This window comes from Peribacillus frigoritolerans (assembly GCF_040250305.1).
Classification (GTDB): Bacteria; Bacillota; Bacilli; order Bacillales; family DSM-1321; genus Peribacillus.
In genome coordinates this window covers 1,612,448-1,631,514 of record NZ_CP158190.1, presented here as the reverse complement: position 1 = coordinate 1,631,514, position 19,067 = coordinate 1,612,448, and the positions used below count along the sequence as shown (strand labels likewise).

The window sequence follows — 19,067 nt, the reverse complement described above, 5'->3', positions numbered from 1 at the left end:
TGTTTACGCCTCCATTAACAATAATTCTGGGTCGTTCAATAACTTTTTGATATGATTCAATGCATGTTGAGCTGTTGCTCCATCAATCATGCGGTGATCAAAGCTCAGTGATAATGCCAGAACTGGAGCGGCGATAATTTCCCCGTCGCGTACAATTGCTTTTTCGGCAATGCGTCCAATCCCTAGAATGGCAACTTCTGGATGATTGATTACAGGTGTGAACCATTGACCGCCTGCGGAACCGATATTCGTAATGGAGCAAGAAGCACCTTTCATTTCGTTAGGAGCCAATTTGCCGTCACGGGCTTTCGTCGCTAATTCGTTAATTTCTTGTGAAATAGCAAAAGTTGATTTACGATCTGCATCTTTTACAACTGGAACGAGCAGTCCTTTATCTGTGTCTGCCGCAATTCCGATATTGTAATAGTGTTTATGGATAATCTCACTAGCTTCATCATCAAATGATGTGTTTAGCATAGGGAATTCACGTAATGCACTTGTTAACGCTTTAACAACATAAGGTAGGAATGTAAGCTTGATTCCTTTTTCTGCAGCAATTTCCTTGAATTTCTTACGGTGAGCAACCAATAGCGTCACATCGACTTCATCCATTAATGTTACATGCGGAGCTGTCTGCTTGGATTTAACCATTGCTTTTGCGATCGCTTTTCTCATACCGCTCATTTTCTCGCGAGTTTCAGGATATTGCCCTTCTGGAATTGAAACTTTTTGTTTTTCGGTTGTTTCCGTATCATTTTGTTGTGAAGCTTCACTTTGAGCTGCTGGTTGCTGTGGAGCGGTTTTGCCGTTTTTGAAAGCATCTATGTCTTCTTTCATGATGCGGCCGTTATCCCCAGAACCAGAGATCTCACGAATGTTTACCCCTTGTTCGCGTGCATATTTCCTGACAGAAGGCATGGCGATAATACGTCGTGAAGGATCTGCCTCAACCTGTGGTTGTGCTCCCGCGCCCGTTACTCCGCTATTTTCTTGAACCGGAGCAGCCTCTTTCTTGACTTCCTGTCCAGCTTCAGCAGTTGCTTGAACCTGGGCCTCCGTATTCTTCTCGCCTTCTGCCTTCGCTTCTTCTCCATGATCCCCTTTAAACTGAAGATTTTCATAACCTGGAGCATCGAAAGTTACAAGCACATCGCCAACAACGGCAACCGTTCCTTCTTGAACAAGGATTTCTTCAACGGTACCTTCCACCGGTGATGGGATTTCAACAACGGCCTTATCGTTTTGAACCTCGCAAAGCACGTCATCCTCTTGAATCTTATCTCCTGGTTTTACAAACCATTTCACTATTTCACCTTCGTGTATACCTTCTCCGATATCAGGGAGTCTAAATTGGAATGCCACTGAGTTCAACCTCCTATATTAAATCATACTTAGTGCTTTGAATAAAGTCCTTTATCTTGCATTACCGTTAATGCAAAACTACTTTCCCAAGCAGGACATTCATTCCATTACTTAAGATTGTTAAAACTTCAAGACTTTAGTCGCCGTTTCAATAATGTCTTTATAATTAGGGAGCCATACTGTTTCAGCTTGTGAAAACGGGAATACCGTATCAGCTGCCGCCACTCGCAGTACTGGAGCATCCAAGCTTAAAATGGCACGTTCGTTAATTTCCGCTACAACATTTGCTGCTATACCAGCTTGCTTTTGTGCTTCTTGAACAACGATAGCGCGTCCTGTTTTTTCTACAGAAGCAATGATTGTATCGATATCCAATGGAGATACAGTACGTAAGTCGACCACTTCGACGGAATGACCATCCTTAGCCAATTCCTCAGCTGCCTTGATGGATTCCTGCACCATCGCACCATACGTAATAATGGATAAATCCGTTCCTTCTCTTTTCACGTCCGCTTTTCCTAATGGAATTGTATATTCTTCTTCAGGAACTTCCTGACGGAAAGAACGGTACAATTTCATGTGCTCAAGGAAAATGACAGGGTCATTATCACGAATCGCAGAAATCAATAAGCCTTTTGCATCGTAAGGAGTGGAAGGGATAACTACTTTTAACCCTGGTTGCTGAGCCATTAAACCTTCTAAGCTATCAGCATGCATTTCCGGTGTATGCACTCCTCCTCCAAAAGGTGAACGAATTGTAACAGGTGCACTGTAACGTCCGCCTGAACGGTAGCGCATACGAGCAAGCTGACCGCTTACGGAATCCATTACTTCATATACAAATCCGAAGAATTGAATTTCAGGAACAGGACGGAAACCTTGTAAAGAAAGACCGACCGCTAATCCACCGATTCCAGATTCAGCTAGAGGTGTATCGAATACACGATCTTCACCGAATTCTTTTTGAAGATTTTCCGTTGCACGGAAAACTCCTCCATTAAGACCAACATCTTCCCCAAAAACGAGTACATTCTCGTCATTTTTAAGTTCTGTGCGTAATGCTTCTGTAATTGCTTGAATCATCGTCAATTGAGCCATGGCTTACTTCGACTCCTTCTCTTTATAAATTTCATATTGTTCTTTTAAGTTATAAGGCATTTCTTCATACATGATTTCAATTAGGTCTGTAACCTTTTGTTTAGGTTCTGCATCAGCCAATTTGATTGCTTCTTTAATATCGTCTTTTGCTTTTTCTATCGTTTCGTTTTCTAATTCTTCATTCCAAAGTTTTTTGTTTTCCAAGAACTTGCGGAAACGAACCAATGGATCTTTCAGTTCCCACTCGTTATCCATTTCGGAAGTACGGTAACGTGTCGGGTCATCCCCAGCCATCGTATGCGGACCATAACGGTAAGTTAATGTTTCAATCAATGTAGGGCCTTCACCATTGATTGCACGTTCACGTGCTTCTTTAACGGCTGTATAAACGGCCAACGCATCCATACCATCAACCTGGATTCCAGGAATACCTGCAGCCACACCCTTTTGAGCCAATGTTTTAGCTGCTGATTGCAAATCAACCGGTGTCGAGATTGCGAAACGGTTATTTTGCACGATGAAGATAGCTGGCGCTTTAAATGCACCTGCAAAGTTAATTCCCTCATAGAAGTCACCTTGTGAGGTTCCACCGTCACCCGTATATGTAATGGCAACAGCTTTTTTCCCGCGTTTCTTCAACCCAAGAGCCACTCCGGCAGCTTGGATATATTGAGCGCCGATAATGATTTGAGGGGAAATGACATTGACGTCTTCAGGAATTTGATTTCCTTTAAAGTGTCCCCGGGAGAATAAGAATGCTTGCCAAAGCGGCAGACCATGCCAAACGATTTGCGGAACATCACGGTAACCAGGCAGAATGAAATCTTCTTTTTCCAAAGCATACTGGGAAGCGATTTGAGAAGCTTCTTGACCGGCAGTCGGTGCATAGAAACCTAATCTGCCTTGACGGTTCAGTGATATGGAACGTTGATCCAAGATACGTGTATAAACCATACGACGCATTAATTCTTGCAATTGTTCATCACTTAAATCAGGCATAGCCGCTTCATTAACGACTTCTCCCTCTTCATTTAAAATTTGAAAAGTTTCAAATTGTTCTTCTACTTTCTTAAGCTGATCTTGAACATTAATTTTAGCTTGCTTAGTTTTTTGAGCCATTTGGCACCTCATCCTTTCATTAAAAAGGTTTGCTATTATTATTCTATAAAGCAAAAAAAGTTTGCTTTTTAGTTTCTTCAACAATACATTCTTTTATTTTTCCCTTAAGACCAATCCCTCAAACGTGGATATGCTTAATATGTCTCAATCTTATTCTGTACCATAAAAAAAATCAAGGAAAATGATACAAGAATTTTTATAGATTAAGTTTACAAGATGAATTAACATCAAGTCAATCACTTGGAGCTCCTTATAATTTTGATTTAATAGAATTTCCAGCACTCATACTTCTTCTCTGTATTAGTTTTCACTTTACAACTGTACTATTAAAATTTACGTCTTTATCGATTTAAGGTTGGCGAAGGATAACATTTCAATTCCCCCGCATATCCCATCGATTCCAAAACCGCTTTAACTAAAGGCATTTGAGGCTTCGGAATAATATTCCAAAAAAACGTTCAAACGCTTTCATATAACGCTGCTGTTAGATTTTTAATTATCGATTTTTTTTAGTACAGGTATAAAATCTCACATCAATTTGGTTACACAAAAAAAGATCATTCTAGAAATTTTCAGTCCATAAATGGACTGGGTGGAATAAAATATGGGCTGTGATTGAGGATCACAGCCCATCATTATTTATATTATTTTGTTGAATCAGCCATTTCTATGCCGGAACTATCATAAAAACTTTCTTTTTTTTGATTTGATTTTTCCGTTAATGCATTAAATTCCTCATTCGCTTTTAAAACTTTTGTATAAGAAGTATTGATTTTCTCGATTTGCATTTGTAATTCATCCATTTTCAAATCCTCTTTTTTAAACAGTTCATATAATTCACGATCATAAGCCAGACTTTGTTGATAGGCATCATATAAATTATCGTAGGTGCTATAGCGCTCACTCATGACCTTTTTCATTTCAGTCGCTTCTTTTTTTATCTTTTCATCCTCTATTTTCCCGATTTGTTCGTCAATCTGATTGAATTGTTCTTTTGAGGATTGCATACTGCTTTGTTCCTTTTCAATTATTTCTTCCCTTTGGTCGATATTCTTGGTTGCTTCATCTGAGAGCTCGACGATCTGTTCATAATCATCCAATCCAAGTTTAATGATTTTCTCATATTTTTCTTTTTCTTTTTTCTCCAAATCATTAAGAGGCTCTTGATTCTCGGTGAAATCACTTTCCTTTTCTGCAGTTTTCTCTAGGATTTTGTGGATTCTTTCTTCCGGTGAACCATTGAAACAACCAGTCAAGACCACTAAAGAAAGAAGTAAAATAACATATGGGCCAAAACGATTCAAAATAGACAGCTCCTTCTGATAATTCTTCGAAGATTCATATTTCTCTAAATTCCCTTATAAGCCGCTGACACTTGTTACAATAATATTCCGAACAGGTTTTTTTCATTACTGGGCGCTAGCCTACACCCTTTAAACCATACTGCATAGGCTGTAGGGACCGTTTCAAATCAGAGTGGTCAGCATTTTAATAATACAAAAACGGAGGTATGAAATTATGTATGGAGGTTCCAACCAGGAATGTTGTTATCCGGTTTCCGTTGCACCCAGCTATGGTTATGGTGATGGTGGAGGCTGCGGCTTTGGAAGCGGCTTCGCCATAATCATTGTCCTGTTCATTCTGCTAATCATTGTCGGCGCGTGCTTATGCTAAGCAGGTAATTACTATTACCTTTACCCGAAAATGTTAACTATTTACCCTGATTCACAAAAAATGATCTATTTTTTTTAATAGACCTCTACAGGCAAATAAAATAATGGTTGGGATAGGAATTAATCGATTTGATTCCATCCCTTCCATTTTTCTTTCATTAGACCATCCATTAACTTTCAGCATTTTTTTTGTTAAAATAACCCTATACATATTATTAGAATTTTTATGGGGTGAAAGATTATGCTAACCATGGATGATTTTGTTAATGAAGACGATCCAATCTTAAGGCAAGTCGCGGTAGAGGTTCCGCTTCCGGCATCATATGAAGATAAACAACTTTTAGCCAGCCTGATGGAATATGTCCAAAACAGCCAGAAGCCCGATATTGCTGCTATATATGGGTTAAGGGCAGGCATTGGCTTGGCTGCACCTCAAGTGAATGTTTCAAAAAGGATGATTGCGGTTCATTTGAAAGAAAAAGATGATCAACTGTATAGCTATGCACTTTTCAACCCTAAACTCATTAGCCATTCAGTGGAAAAAGCATACTTGACATCCGGAGAAGGCTGCCTTTCCGTAAATCGTCCCGTTTCCGGCTATGTGCCCCGTTATGCTCGAATAACGGTTGTGGGTACCGACCTGGAAGGAAAGTCGGTTAAACTCCGCCTGAAAGGCATCGCAGCCATTTGCTTTCAACATGAAATCGACCACCTTAATGGAATCATGTTCTATGATCATATCAACCCGGAAGACCCTTATGCCATTCCGGAAAATTCTATTGCAGTGGAAAGGTAACGTAATAAGCAAAACCCCCGCAAGTTGGTTGACGGGGGTTTTGTTTTTTATATCAATTCAAGTTCCTTCAAACCAAAAAGTATGCCATCATCATCGACATCCTTCGTTACAAAGTCGGCCTCTTGCTTCACAAGTTGACCAGCATTCCCCATTGCCACGCCATATCCCGCTACTTTTAACATCTCTATATCATTTAAGCCATCTCCAAAGGCGTAAACATCCTCCAGAGCAAACCCGACTTTTTCCATTAATATTTTAATGCCTTCAGCTTTTGAACCCCCGAATGGAAGTACATCCGTGGAATACTCATGCCATCTAATGAAGTGAAAGTCATCATAATTCCCAACAAAGTTCCCTTCTTCATCTTCCGAGCAGAATAACAAGGCTTGGTATATTTCATGGTTCTCATAAAAATCTGCCACATGTTCAGGATGGGGAAACTTCAGGCTGCTTAATGCCTCTTCAATTCGGCTATGATGAGGAACACTCGATTTCATTGTCTCATCATTCATGAAAACGATCGGGATTTCATTATTTTCAGCATGTTCGTGGAGCCGTTTTATCTCAGGTTTGCTCAAAGGGTTTTTATAAACGACTTTCCCTTCAAAAACAACGTATTGTCCATTGAAACTTACGAATGTATCGATGCCAAGCTCTTCCCTTAAGGACTCGAACATGAACGGAGCCCTTCCTGTGGCAATCGCTACAAAAACCCCGCTATCCTGCAGTTGCTTAATGGCTTTTTTTGTTGAAGCAGGTAACTTTTTTTCATGATCAAGCAATGTTCCGTCAATATCAAAGAATACGATTTTCACTAACGATTCACTTCCAATTCATTCATTTTTTCCTTTTTTAATATGTACCCATTTAATAATTGTCATCAAGATAAGTCAAGTAACTCTACCGGATCCACCTCAAAGTTACGTTTTTTATTCGGGAATGGGCATATACTATTGTTAATCAGAAATCAACTAAGGCTTTCCGATTACACTTCTCCCACCCTTCTTGCCTCTAAAATCCCAGTTGCTAGTTTGAATGAGCCTTTTTTTTCAAAAATGGGCCAAGTACCTGTAAAGACGTATTTACATTATTGAATAATCCTATACAATAATAACTAAGGGAGCGTGATCGCCATGTTAAAAAAGCTTCGTAAAAAGCTTGTTAAACAGTGGAATGATCTTTTAAGAAAAAAAACTATCGCATGATTTGCCACTCATTCCTGCCTTGGCCGTCATCCATATGCGAATTTTTTTCGGACAGCCCTTCAAAAACTTGCGGAGGGCTTCTTCCTTGTTGTAAAGTTCTTGTTAAGCATTCTTTCTATCTTGGCTTTTATATGGTCAGGTGAATACATATTTCAATCAAAATATGAGTCGTTGTCTTTTCATGAAACGGTGTGCACATTGAAACTAGATTAATTTAGAAAGAAATCGTTTACGAAAAAAAGATCAGATGATTTAAGTTTTACACATGGCAAAAACGGATAGGATATAAGATAGAGGAAGCTACAATTGGATTGATACCAAATCTGCCATCTATTTTTTTATATACTTTTAGACATTGGTATATTTAATTCATCAAACCCCTTCCGTTTTTATGGCGGAGCTGGGTTTATTTTTACATGATGTTGAAAAACATGAAAAAATTGTTGTTTTTATATATAATGAAAAAAGCAATGCAAACAAGTGAGGAGAGATTAAAATGGTTTTTAAGGTATACTATCAAGTAACCATATCAGAGGTTCCCATCAGGGAGAATACTAAAACAATGTTTGTCGAAGGTGAATCCGTTCGTGACGTCCGTTTAAAATTAAAAAAAGAACCTTATAACGTAGAAATCGTACTACCCGTAACCGGAGCATATTTAGAATATGAAAAACAAAATGAAGATTACAAAGTATTGGAGCTATAATTTATGAAATTTGTAAAAAATGATCAAACAGCTGTATTCGCCCTGGGCGGTTTAGGCGAAATCGGTAAGAACACATATGCTGTTCAGTTTCAAGATGAAATCATCATCATTGATGCTGGAATTAAATTTCCTGAAGATGAACTTCTCGGTATTGACTATGTGATTCCAGATTACAGCTATTTAGAGAAAAATGTAGATAAAATTAAAGGTGTCTTCATTACCCATGGCCATGAAGACCATATTGGCGGGATTCCTTATTTACTTAGAAAAGTGAATGTCCCTGTATACGGCGGGAAGCTGGCACTTGGACTGCTTCGTAATAAATTGGAAGAACACGGCCTTTTACGTCAGACAACCATGATTGAAATCAGTGAAGATGAAGTGATCAAGTTCCGGAAGACGTCCGTTTCTTTCTTCCGCACAACTCACAGTATCCCTGATTCTTATGGGATCGTCGTTAAAACGCCACCTGGACAAATTGTCCATACTGGTGATTTTAAATTCGACTTCACACCAGTGGGCGAGCCTGCTAACCTGACCAAGATGGCGGAAATCGGAAAAGAAGGCGTATTGTGCTTACTCTCGGATAGCACAAATAGTGAAGTGCAGAACTTTACTATGTCCGAAAGCCGTGTCGGCGATACCATTCAAGATATTTTCCGTAAGGTTGACGGCCGGATCATTTTTGCAACGTTTGCATCGAACATCCATCGCCTTCAGCAAGTTGTGGAAGCAGCCGTGGCTAACGGACGCAAAATCGCCGTTTTTGGCCGAAGCATGGATTCAGCCATATCAATCGGACAAGATCTTGGTTATATCGTAGCGCCTAAAGATACATTTATTGATGTACAGCAATTGAATCGCATGCCTGCGAATAAAGTAACCATCCTTTGTACAGGCAGCCAAGGGGAACCAATGGCAGCCCTGTCGCGCATAGCGAATGGCACTCACCGTCAAATTCAAATCATCCCTGGTGATACTGTCGTATTTTCTTCTTCACCCATCCCAGGTAACACAATCAGTGTATCCAGAACGATCAATCAATTATATCGTGCAGGAGCAGACGTCATTTCAGGTCCTTTGAATGACATTCATACATCAGGACATGGCGGACAGCAGGAACAAAAGCTAATGCTACGTTTGATAAAACCAAAATTCTTCATGCCGATCCATGGTGAATACCGTATGCAAAAACTTCATGCCCGCCATGCAGTCGACTGCGGAGTTCCGGAAGAAAATTGTTTTATCATGGATAATGGTGAAGTTCTTTCCTTAAGTGAAAACACAGCACAAATCGCTGGTAAAATCCCTTCAGGTTCGGTTTATATCGATGGAAGCGGTATCGGGGATATCGGAAATATCGTTCTCCGTGATCGTCGGATTCTTTCCGAGGAAGGTCTTGTGGTTGTCGTTGTCAGCATCAATATGAAGGAATTCAAAATTGCATCTGGTCCTGACATCATCTCACGCGGATTTGTTTATATGAGAGAATCAGGAGACCTGATCAGCGATGCTCAATCCTTGATCACCAAGCATTTAAATAAGGTGATGGATCGCAAAACTACACAATGGTCTGAAATCAAAAATGAAATTACTGACACTCTATCTCCATTCCTATATGAAAAAACTAAACGCCGTCCGATGATCCTGCCGATCATCATGGAAGTGCAATAAATAATAGAAGCCCAGCCATCATTTGGCTGGGCTTTTTTTGTTTAGGTTTGTAAATCTTGAACGTTGAATTCCGCTCCAGGCACTAGCTTTCCGCGGGCGGCCCGGAGCCTCGAACACCCGCTCCAATCAACTTTGTTTTAACAGTTAGATAGAACTCCTTTTGCCTACAGTCTTTTTTGTTTAAAAAAAGGATTATTAAAACTTGAGGTGATAAGGATGCTTGAATAGATTTTCTATCGCATCTTAATGGAAAGCTTCCGAAAGTAAACTGATAAGAAGCATGTATTTGTTGATTCCACACTGTGGAAAGCCAGTGCCCGAAACACGAGCCTATCAAGTACGCATTCAAGAAAAAATAAATCAAAATAGAGAGTACAAATCATCCAAACCCTTTCGTGCACTTGTTCACTATTATCACAGTGTACAGAAAGTAAAGATCATTTGTGTCATTATGTGAATCTATATATGCGAAACGCAAAGAAACAATATTGCGTGTACTCGCAGATGTAAAAGAAAAGAATGGTTTTCGTAGGACTACTTAAGGGAATTAAAAAAATGTCGATGCATGCTATTCTCTATAACTACTTCAAATCCAATTAAAAAACAAAAAGGTTTCGGAATGAGACCATTCCGAAACCTTTTTGTTTTCCTTTGATAAAAGCACTGCTCGATTTTAGCAGGACGCTTGCTTATTCCACAATTTTTTTTTCAAAGCGATTGATGTCCGAATCCGCGCCGATGACGATCAATATATCACCTTTATGAATTAAATCGCTCGCCTGTGGGGAGACATTTATTTCGTTCCCTCTTTTGATCGCGACGATATTCAGCCCATAGTGAGCACGGATATCAAGGTCAAATATCGAGTTTCCATTCATCTTTTGGCTGGCAACAATTTCGACGATGGAGTGTTCATCAGAAAGCTCCAAATAATCGAGAATATTATTGGAGACGATATTGTGGGCAATCCTTCTTCCCATATCTCGTTCGGGGTGCACGACAAAGTCGGCCCCGATTTTCCGAAGAACCTTCTCATGATAATCATTTTGCGCTTTAACCGTTACATTTCCGACACCCAATTCCTTAAGCATGAGGGTCGTCAATATACTAGCTTGAATATTCTCGCCAATCGCTACAATGACGTGATCAAAATTACGAATACCTATGTTTCTCAGCACATTTTCATCCGTCGTATCCCCTACAACTGCATGTGAAGCTATCCTGGCAAATTCATTCACTCGATCTTCGTCAGCATCGATGGCCAGAACCCCTAATCCTTCTTCAGCTAATGTCCTGACTATGCTGCCGCCAAAACGGCCAAGTCCAATCACCGCAAATTCTTTTTTCACAATAAGCCCTCCAACGTGATTCGTTCGCTCTTTAGAGCATGTTCTGTACTGAAAAGCATTTTTACGCTTCGCTTCCTTTAAACGTTATATATTCCGTTAAGTGATTGATCGCGAGTTCAATCGCTTTTTCATCAGGACTTAACTTGGCGTGGTGTAATCCGTATTCCGATGAAACCCCCAGCCAGAACATGAATCCTGGAATCTCTTTTAACATATATCCAAAATCTTCACCAGTCATCGCTTCAGTACAACAATGCAAATGAACAGCATTTGACTTCTCTGTAAATTCCATGAATTCCCGGGTCAACCGTTCTTCATTATATACCTGGTGATACATCGCTCCATAGTCGATATCAGCCAAGCACTCATATCCCACTTGTATACCATCCACAAGCGCTTTTATTCTTGACTTGACCTTTACCATCGATTCGGGGTTAAGAGTGCGTATTGTGCCTTCTAACCGCGCTGTCTCCGCAATAATGTTTTGAACGGTGCCTCCAGTAATCTTCCCAACTGTAATGACAGCTGAATCAAGTGGATTGACATTCCTTGAAACGATTGTTTGCAGCTGCCCTACAAGCGAGCAGGCCGCAATGACCATGTCATTTGTTTCATGCGGATAGGCTGCATGCCCTCCTTTCCCCCTCAAATCGATGAATAATTCAGATGTATTGGCAAATAGAAGCCCTTCTTTAACGGCAATCGTACCAACTGGATACTCTGGAGCAATATGTAAAGCAAGAATCATATCCGGCTTCCATTTTTTCATTGTTTCCGATTTAAGCATTGGTTCAGCTCCTCCAGGCCCCTCTTCTGCAGGCTGGAAGATGAATAGCAAGTCATCATCAATCGGATTTTCAGTGAAATATGTCAATAACCCCAATCCTATGCTCATATGAAAATCATGACCGCAGGCATGCATATATTCCTCGTGGTTGGATGCGAACGGCAATCCGGTTTCCTCTTTTATCGGCAGACCATCAATATCAGCCCGGTAGCCAATAGTTTTTCGCGGATTCCTTCCCTTCACTTTCACGAATATCCCAGTCCGCCAAGTTTCGATTTCCATTCGCTCCTGGGCAAGATTCGTTATGTAATTCAGTAGGTATTGCTGCGTCTTGAATTCCTTGAATCCTATCTCCGGTATTTGATGCAAATCACGCCGGATCTCGGCAAAAGGATTTATTTTCACATTATTCCCTCCCTATACAGAAAGCGTGGATATATTTATCCACGCTTCAGGCAATATTCACTAAAGAAATTAAAGTTGACGAAGTTCTTGCATGATTTCTGTTTTTGATTTTGTTTTTTCGTCAATTTGTTTAATGACCCTCGCCGGGATACCAGCAGCCACGGAGTATGGAGGAACGTCTTTCGTTACAACTGCACCAGCCGCCACAACGGAACCTTCACCGATTTTGACACCTTCTAGTACGACCGCATTGGCTCCGATTAACACATCATCTTCCAAAATGACCGGTTGTGCGGAAGGAGGCTCGATGACACCTGCTAAAACGGCACCTGCACCTACGTGACAGTTTTTGCCCACTGTTGCACGTCCGCCAAGTATTGCGTTCATGTCGATCATTGTACCTTCACCGATAACAGAACCAATATTGATTGATGCGCCCATCATGATGACTGCGTTGTCTCCAATGGATACTTGGTCACGAATTATTGCGCCAGGCTCGATACGGGCTTTGATGCCTTTTAGGTCCAATAAAGGAATGGCAGAGTTACGACGATCATTTTCAACTACATAATCCTCGATTTTTGTTCCTGCTGCCTTGATTGCTTCTTCGACTTCAGACCACTCACCGAATACAACCCCTGTATTTCCTGTAATGAAAGTTTTAGAAGTTGGACCAAAATCCATGCCTTCTAAATCACCTTTGACATATACCTTTACAGGTGTAGATTTTTTACTATTTGAGATAAAAGAAATAATTTCGTTTGCATCCATTTTATTCATTCCGGGTAAACCTCCTAAATATGTATCATTACTCGTTTTAAATTTACCAGACAACAGCCGGCAAGACAAGTTGAATGTCACTCTTATATATTATTCTGCCCTATTGACATTTTCGTAGGCGGACCTATAACATTCCTTGGTCGCGAATATGCTCTTTCACCACTTCCGTGAATGCCTGGACTTGCTTTAACTGGAAGGCAGATTCATAGCCGCAAAGCCATGTATCACGTTCGATTGAGTGGTTATGCCCATCCAGTAAAGGGATTTTAAATACATTAGTATCTTTATCATGTAAAGTGATGGCTGGCAGGATCGCATATCCTATACCATTAAACACCATTTGTTTGCATGTTTCGATTTGATCCACGACTATGGTGTTTTTTGGTGTCGTTTTAAATTGCCGATGCCACCAGTCCTGGATTTCCTGGTAATAATTCGAATCGCTTTTAAACTGAATGAATGGCCGGTCCGTTTCGAATACTTGATTCAGTTCCTTCATTTCAGTATCCACCAAATAAAGCATATCCGTGAATAAATGCTGTTTTACCCCTTTCCAATCCGGGGCTCCCCTTATGATTCCAATATGCACTTGCCCTTCATACAAAGACTTTAAAATCTCACTGCTCCAGCCAGTGATCAAGGAAATTTTGGCATACGGGTATTTTTGGACGAACTTTTTCAATACTTGCGGCAGCCAATTTTGACCGACAATCGAGGCGCAGGCTATTTTTAAAGTGCCATATACTTCATGGTCCATAGCTTGAATACTTTCCCTGACCTTTTCTTCTTTTTCTATAACTTCATTGGCCAAACGAATTACCGCTTCGCCTGCTGGCGTCAGTGACAGTCCTTTTTGTGAACGCAAAAACAGTTTCGAGCCCCAATCCTTTTCTATTGATTGTAAACGCTGAGATAAAGCCGGCTGGGAAACGAACAGCCGCTCAGCCGCTTTTCTCATATTCATTTCCTGAGCAAGCACGGATAATAAATGAAATTCTGAAAATGACATACACACCAACCTCTTGATAATCAAATCTTATCATGATGAATTAATTTATTTAAATTTTATTATCAACAAAGTCAGCTTATAATACAAGAGAAAAGAAACGGAGTGGATATCCTTTGACAATCATTGTATTGCTTGCCATCAGTTTTGCAGCATCTTTTGTCGGTACATTGGCCGGGAGCGGCGGTCTTATCGGCATGCCATCCCTTCTGTTGATAGGTTTACCCATCCACCAGGTTATTGGTTCAGTCAAGTTTTCCAATATCTTTTCTTCTTTTTCCAGTTTTTATATTTTACTCAAAAAGAAACAGTTAAAATTGAAGGCTGCCCTCCAGTTAATCCCATTTGCCCTTTTCGGTGGCTTTTGTGGCGGGCTGCTTGCTAATTCATTCTCTGAAAAGGCGATGAATCTATTGGCCATCTGTCTTTTGACTGTCGCTTTGATCATGAATTTCATAAAAAAACCGAAACCTTCCGATGAAACGGATTGGCATCTCCCAAAAAAAGTCTATCCATCCCTATTCGGAATCAGTGTCTATGACGGAATGTTCGGACCGGGACAGGCAACCATGCTCATGTATACCTTTTTAAGAAATGGGGCCACCTACCTTCAATCTCTGGCTTTTACTAGATTCCAAACTTTCATTAGCTGTACAGCTGCTTTCATCACCTATTTCCTTGCCGGTAACATTGCTTGGGAGATTGCCATTTATTACACGATCGGTTCCCTGATCGGATCACAACTGGCACTGCGGGTGGCTCAAAAAATCTCCACTCGACAATTGAAATTCATTTTACATTCGGTCACGATCGCATTATTGATTCAATTGATCATCAGAGTCGCGTTTCCTTAAAAAAAGGCAAACTCCATTTAAAGAGTCTGCCTTTTTTTCCTATGCCTTCTTATTCTTTCTTAGTCTCGTAAGTAACAGGAAGCTGATTATAGAGAAGACTAGAACGATGAGATAAATCGTCTGCAGTGACAATGTAAGTCCTTCCTGTAAAACCTTCACCACATTTTCAGGAAGCGACATGCGTTCTTCACTGTTCAACAGTTTGTTAGCCGTATTTATCGTCACTCCCGAGCCGGCAGGCGCATGCTCGTTCAAATAAGCTTGAAGTCTCATATTCATGATTCCTCCAAGTAATGCGGCACCTACCGTATTACCTAAATTACGCATGAACATATTGGAAGCTGTCGCAATACCCCTGCGTTCCCAGCTGACTGTTTTTTGAATGACGACAATGAATGAGGTAGAAGTCAACCCCATGCCTACACCGACAAAGAATGATCCCATGGCAGCAATCAGGGGCCCAGCCTCCGGCTTCATCCATACTAGGATCAAACTCCCAAGGACCAATGAGCACCCTCCAAGGAGTGAGGTTGATTTGAATCCTATTTTTATCAATAACCTGCCTGAGACCATTGATGCGATCGGCCAGCCAATCGACATGGCTGTCAATGTAAAACCAGCTACCGTAGGCGAGCGCTCCATCACGCCCTGAACGAATGTCGGGAGGAAACTTGATAATCCAATCATCATCACCCCTGTCGTCAGGGATACAAGGTTCGCAATCAGAATCGAACGCTCCTGCCAAATTTCAAATGGCATCATCGGTTCGGCCGCTTTCTTTTCCTGAAGGATGAATAAGATAAAGGTGATGATGGCCACTAATGCCAAGGATATGACCGGAGCTGAAGCCCATGACCATTTCACTCCTCCTTCTACGAGTATCACCATAAGAGTGGATATGGATAACGTCAATAGCGCCGCACCCAGGTAGTCGATATCACGTTTTTTCTTTTCGATTTTTTCATGAAGGAAAAACCAAATCCCAATAAAAGATAATAAGCCCAAAGGAACATTAACCCAGAAGACAAGCTTCCAAGTCAGGGATTCAACGAGGACGCCGCCCAAAGCGGGTCCCATGACCGCTGAAATGCCCCAAACGCTCGATAGATACCCTTGAACGCGGGCCCTCTCTTCATTTTTATAGATATCACCAACAATCGTCGAAGCTACAGGAGCTATAGCCCCCGCCCCGAATCCTTGTACAAAGCGATAAATGATGAGTTCCGTCATAGAATCGGCAAAGCCGCATAGAATGGAGCCAATTAAAAAGACAACGATTCCAAATAATAAGACAGGTTTTCTCCCGAGAATATCCGATAGCTTTCCATAAATCAAGACTGTTACGGCGTTCATTAGCAAATAACTTGAAAACACCCAGCTGTAAAGTGAAAAACCACCTAAATCACTTACAATGGCTGGCATTGCCGTCGAAACGATCGTTCCTTCAATAGCATTCATAAACATAGCCAACATAATGGCAGCTAATATGAAGGGACGTTTCAATTTTTCATTCTGCACTTTTGCACTATCCGCTGCTTGGCCCAATTCCCGCATCCTCCCCTTAGACCTTAATTGTTTTTATAGACTTTACCACTAGCTGGATTGAATATGTAAAAAAACAAGAAAACTCGCCAACTGGCGAGTCTTGAGGTTAACCATCATCATTTTATGCCTTGCTTATTTGTCAGGTGTATTTTGTTTAAATACCTTTTTCAAGATTGCCCTTCTCGTTAAGATCCCTTCAAATACATGTTCGTCATTCTCTACACAGACAAACGGATGATCAATCAACAATTCCACACCCTTGGTCAATGTATCTTCAATATGCAGGCGAGGTATTTCTATATTCATTATTTCGGAAACTTTTTTATTCTCAAGATTATCAAATTCAATTCGTTCCAGTCCCAAGATTGAATCAAGAATGACTGGTGTGCTGATTAAACCATGCAGTTTATACATCGGATCTAACACAGGAATGGCCGTATAACCGCTCTTTGTTAATACCAATAGTGCATGTTCTAAATTATTGGTTACCTGCACGTGGGCCACGCGTTCAGAAGAAATCATTAAGTCTTTAACGCTGGATTCCAATAAATCCCCATCATGAGTACCGATCATGTTAAAACCCCTTACCATATGTTTTTATATACAGCTCTTTCTATAGTTTAACATATGTAAGCAGAAAAGGCTCATTCCTAGACCAATAAAATCCCAAACGGCGGGATTTCAGCAATAGCCCCTTAGCCCTTACTAGTTTTGATGTTAACCTGTTTAAAACCGCATTCCGGGCATTGGTAAATCACATTTTGGTTGGATTGTGCCGTTAATACATTTTCCATTTCCCTTTCCTCACCGCATACCGGGCATATTACCATTGGATTTTTCATTTACATCCCTCCAATTAATAAGATGTCGTAAAAATCACTACTTCATTCAAGTAAAAATTGACCGGTTCACAATAAAAAAGCCGCTTCCAATGGAAGGCGGCTTTTTGTGATTTTTTTAAGATTGAAGAAGATCAAAGATTTCAATGGTAATCATATCAATATTATCGAATTGATATTTAGATGATTTCCCTTTATCACTGTATACTTCAAGCTCGAACATTTCTGTTTTGCTGAAATATGTAACCTGGCACTTTTTCACACCATCTATTTCAAAAAAACGTTGAGCAGATTCAGATTCCTTCGCTTGCTCTTGAAGACTTTTCAATCTGGTAAGAATGCCCTGTAATTGAGACATACTCCCTCTCCTTTCTGAATAAAACCTTTTCGATAGGTTTCACTATACCATACTTTTCTATCCAGTAGCCACGCTGAAATAAATTCAGAATAATTTAAAACTTCATTCTTTACATGGCACTATTAACAGAATAAAATAAGGAATGGATTTTGTACATGAAAAATTTTCTGGGGGTAGATACTGTTGCAAAACATTAGTGAGCTTGGATATCGCATTTCATTGATTGATGGTTTTGATTTGGATAGAAGAGATCGTACAGGAACATATGTAATTGCCGATGAAGACATCACCTTAGTCGAAACTTCTGCCAGCCCTTCCATCCCCCACTTAATGAAGGGGCTCGAACATTTGGGAATCGCCCTCGAAGATATTACATATATCATTCTTACCCATATTCATTTGGACCATGCAGGCGGAGCTGGACTTTTTTTACAGCATTGTCCGAATGCGAAAGTGATCGTTCACCCAAAAGGCGCACGGCATCTAGAAGATCCAACACGTTTGATCGCTGGGGCTAAAGCAGTCTATGGTGAAGAATTCAACAAGCTTTTCGATCCGATATTACCTATTCCATTAGATAGAATCCTGACTAAACATGATAGCGAATCGCTAAAAACAAGTGAAAATTCCAAGTTGACCTTTTATGACACGCCAGGACACGCAAACCATCATTTAAGCATTTTCGATTCAGTTTCAAAAGGGATGTTTTCAGGTGACACCGTAGGCATCTATTATCGTGAACTCGATGATGAAGGTTTGGAATTTTACTTACCGTCCACATCGCCGAACCAATTTAATCCCGGTGCGATGCTTGCTGCAGCGGATTTGTATGAAAGCATCGGCGTCGAACGTATATATTTTGGCCATTACGGCGTATCGGAAAACCCTAAGGAAGTATATAAACAACTTCATTACTGGCTGCCTAAATTTGTGGAGACTGCCAAAATGGCATATAGGGAATATGCTAGCTTCGAGGATCAAGTGGCAGCAACCAGTAAAAATATTTTCACGGAAGTCGCTGTTCATTTAGGCGAAAAAGGAATCACCGCTGATCATCCAGTTTTTGATATCATTGCCATGGACCTGAACGTTTGTTCCATGGGATTGATAGACTATCTTGTAAAACAGGAGAAAGATCGGTAAAAGGATCCTTAAGGTTTATCCCTATTCAAATGTCGTGGCATTCTCTATAATGAAAAAGTGAACCTTACTAAAGCATATATGGAGGAATGAAATGAAAGACGTTACGCTCTATACCCAACCTGATTGCCCTCCCTGCAAAATCATGAAAATGTTCTTTGATGATAATAATGTCGTATACAAAGAAAAAGATATTAAAGCGGATGGACATGCACGAAAAGAACTAATGAATAAATATGGCGCCTATTCCACACCGACGGTCGTCATCGATGGGAAAGCCATTATTGGTTTTGAATTGGACGAAATAAAGAAAGAACTGAATATATAACAAAAAGTCCAGGGAAGGCTGTAACCTTCCTTGGACTTTTTCA

At 40.4% G+C, this 19,067-nt stretch carries 20 protein-coding genes; 7 read left to right on the top strand and 13 right to left on the bottom strand.

The features are described 5' to 3' along the window. Nucleotides 1-3: 3 nt before the first annotated feature. The 4 genes from ABOA58_RS08075 to ABOA58_RS08060 all read right to left on the bottom strand — a co-directional run bounded on the left by ABOA58_RS08075 (nucleotide 4) and on the right by ABOA58_RS08060 (nucleotide 4,883). Nucleotides 4-1,362: a dihydrolipoamide acetyltransferase family protein gene (locus tag ABOA58_RS08075; protein WP_101224535.1), complete on the bottom strand. Its 1,359-nt coding sequence runs from the start codon at nucleotides 1,360-1,362 to the stop codon at nucleotides 4-6. Nucleotides 1,363-1,482: 120 nt separating this feature from the next. Next, nucleotides 1,483-2,460, bottom strand: coding sequence for an alpha-ketoacid dehydrogenase subunit beta (locus ABOA58_RS08070; RefSeq protein ID WP_034314063.1), 978 nt, complete (start codon nucleotides 2,458-2,460; stop codon nucleotides 1,483-1,485). 3 nt (nucleotides 2,461-2,463) lie between these two features. After that, a complete protein-coding gene (gene pdhA, locus ABOA58_RS08065; protein ID WP_241590432.1) occupies nucleotides 2,464-3,579 on the bottom strand; it encodes a pyruvate dehydrogenase (acetyl-transferring) E1 component subunit alpha in 1,116 nt (371 codons plus the stop codon). Nucleotides 3,580-4,223: 644 nt separating this feature from the next. Beyond that, nucleotides 4,224-4,883, bottom strand: a complete 660-nt coding sequence (locus tag ABOA58_RS08060) for a YkyA family protein (RefSeq protein WP_350301909.1) — start codon at nucleotides 4,881-4,883, stop codon at nucleotides 4,224-4,226. A 214-nt stretch (nucleotides 4,884-5,097) separates the two neighbouring features. On the opposite strand from ABOA58_RS08060, the gene ABOA58_RS08055 reads away from it, so the two are divergent. Together ABOA58_RS08055 and def are read left to right on the top strand one after the other, a co-directional pair. After that, nucleotides 5,098-5,253 (top strand): YjcZ family sporulation protein, encoded by a 156-nt coding sequence (locus ABOA58_RS08055; protein ID WP_063231991.1) that lies wholly within the window; start codon nucleotides 5,098-5,100, stop codon nucleotides 5,251-5,253. A gap of 240 nt (nucleotides 5,254-5,493) precedes the next feature. Then, nucleotides 5,494-6,048, top strand: coding sequence for a peptide deformylase (gene def / locus ABOA58_RS08050; protein ID WP_350301908.1), 555 nt, complete (start codon nucleotides 5,494-5,496; stop codon nucleotides 6,046-6,048). A gap of 47 nt (nucleotides 6,049-6,095) precedes the next feature. Here def and ABOA58_RS08045 read toward each other — a convergent pair whose 3' ends face one another. After that, on the bottom strand, nucleotides 6,096-6,863 hold the full coding sequence (locus tag ABOA58_RS08045; RefSeq protein ID WP_350301907.1) for a Cof-type HAD-IIB family hydrolase: 768 nt from the start codon (nucleotides 6,861-6,863) through the stop codon (nucleotides 6,096-6,098). Between the two features lie 886 nt (nucleotides 6,864-7,749). Here ABOA58_RS08045 and ABOA58_RS08040 point away from each other — a divergent pair. Together ABOA58_RS08040 and rnjA are read left to right on the top strand one after the other, a co-directional pair. Then, a complete protein-coding gene (locus ABOA58_RS08040) occupies nucleotides 7,750-7,959 on the top strand; it encodes a DNA-dependent RNA polymerase subunit epsilon (protein ID WP_034314070.1) in 210 nt (69 codons plus the stop codon). 3 nt (nucleotides 7,960-7,962) lie between these two features. Then, a complete protein-coding gene (gene rnjA, locus ABOA58_RS08035) occupies nucleotides 7,963-9,633 on the top strand; it encodes a ribonuclease J1 (RefSeq protein ID WP_034314071.1) in 1,671 nt (556 codons plus the stop codon). A gap of 689 nt (nucleotides 9,634-10,322) precedes the next feature. Here the strand turns inward: rnjA and ABOA58_RS08030 are convergent. From ABOA58_RS08030 to ABOA58_RS08015, 4 genes are all read right to left on the bottom strand, one after another. Beyond that, nucleotides 10,323-10,985, bottom strand: a complete 663-nt coding sequence (locus tag ABOA58_RS08030) for a potassium channel family protein (protein WP_284702805.1) — start codon at nucleotides 10,983-10,985, stop codon at nucleotides 10,323-10,325. Between the two features lie 58 nt (nucleotides 10,986-11,043). After that, nucleotides 11,044-12,168: an N-acetyldiaminopimelate deacetylase gene (locus ABOA58_RS08025; protein ID WP_137018995.1), complete on the bottom strand. Its 1,125-nt coding sequence runs from the start codon at nucleotides 12,166-12,168 to the stop codon at nucleotides 11,044-11,046. Between the two features lie 75 nt (nucleotides 12,169-12,243). Beyond that, complete coding sequence (gene dapD / locus ABOA58_RS08020) at nucleotides 12,244-12,954, bottom strand: 2,3,4,5-tetrahydropyridine-2,6-dicarboxylate N-acetyltransferase (protein ID WP_101224529.1); 711 nt, start codon at nucleotides 12,952-12,954, stop codon at nucleotides 12,244-12,246. Nucleotides 12,955-13,078: 124 nt separating this feature from the next. Next, complete coding sequence (locus ABOA58_RS08015; protein ID WP_063231999.1) at nucleotides 13,079-13,963, bottom strand: LysR family transcriptional regulator; 885 nt, start codon at nucleotides 13,961-13,963, stop codon at nucleotides 13,079-13,081. 113 nt (nucleotides 13,964-14,076) lie between these two features. Between ABOA58_RS08015 and ABOA58_RS08010 the strand changes: the two genes are divergently transcribed. Beyond that, nucleotides 14,077-14,814, top strand: a complete 738-nt coding sequence (locus ABOA58_RS08010; protein ID WP_350301906.1) for a sulfite exporter TauE/SafE family protein — start codon at nucleotides 14,077-14,079, stop codon at nucleotides 14,812-14,814. Nucleotides 14,815-14,853: 39 nt separating this feature from the next. On the opposite strand, the gene ABOA58_RS08005 is transcribed toward ABOA58_RS08010, so the two are convergent. The 4 genes from ABOA58_RS08005 to ABOA58_RS07990 all read right to left on the bottom strand — a co-directional run bounded on the left by ABOA58_RS08005 (nucleotide 14,854) and on the right by ABOA58_RS07990 (nucleotide 17,556). Then, nucleotides 14,854-16,359, bottom strand: a complete 1,506-nt coding sequence (locus ABOA58_RS08005) for an MDR family MFS transporter (protein WP_434547770.1) — start codon at nucleotides 16,357-16,359, stop codon at nucleotides 14,854-14,856. Nucleotides 16,360-16,491: 132 nt separating this feature from the next. Further along, entirely contained in the window at nucleotides 16,492-16,932 is a 441-nt protein-coding gene (gene cbpB / locus ABOA58_RS08000) for a cyclic-di-AMP-binding protein CbpB (protein WP_063232001.1), read from the bottom strand. A gap of 122 nt (nucleotides 16,933-17,054) precedes the next feature. Then, a complete protein-coding gene (locus ABOA58_RS07995; protein ID WP_089362373.1) occupies nucleotides 17,055-17,201 on the bottom strand; it encodes a hypothetical protein in 147 nt (48 codons plus the stop codon). A gap of 115 nt (nucleotides 17,202-17,316) precedes the next feature. Then, on the bottom strand, nucleotides 17,317-17,556 hold the full coding sequence (locus ABOA58_RS07990; protein ID WP_034314086.1) for a YkuJ family protein: 240 nt from the start codon (nucleotides 17,554-17,556) through the stop codon (nucleotides 17,317-17,319). Between the two features lie 183 nt (nucleotides 17,557-17,739). Between ABOA58_RS07990 and ABOA58_RS07985 the strand changes: the two genes are divergently transcribed. Both ABOA58_RS07985 and ABOA58_RS07980 read left to right on the top strand, forming a co-directional pair. Beyond that, the gene (locus ABOA58_RS07985; protein ID WP_350301904.1) at nucleotides 17,740-18,699 is read left to right on the top strand and encodes an MBL fold metallo-hydrolase; all 960 of its coding nucleotides are present in this window, start codon (nucleotides 17,740-17,742) and stop codon (nucleotides 18,697-18,699) included. 91 nt (nucleotides 18,700-18,790) lie between these two features. After that, the gene (locus tag ABOA58_RS07980; RefSeq protein ID WP_350301903.1) at nucleotides 18,791-19,024 is read left to right on the top strand and encodes a glutaredoxin family protein; all 234 of its coding nucleotides are present in this window, start codon (nucleotides 18,791-18,793) and stop codon (nucleotides 19,022-19,024) included. Nucleotides 19,025-19,067: the final 43 nt, after the last annotated feature.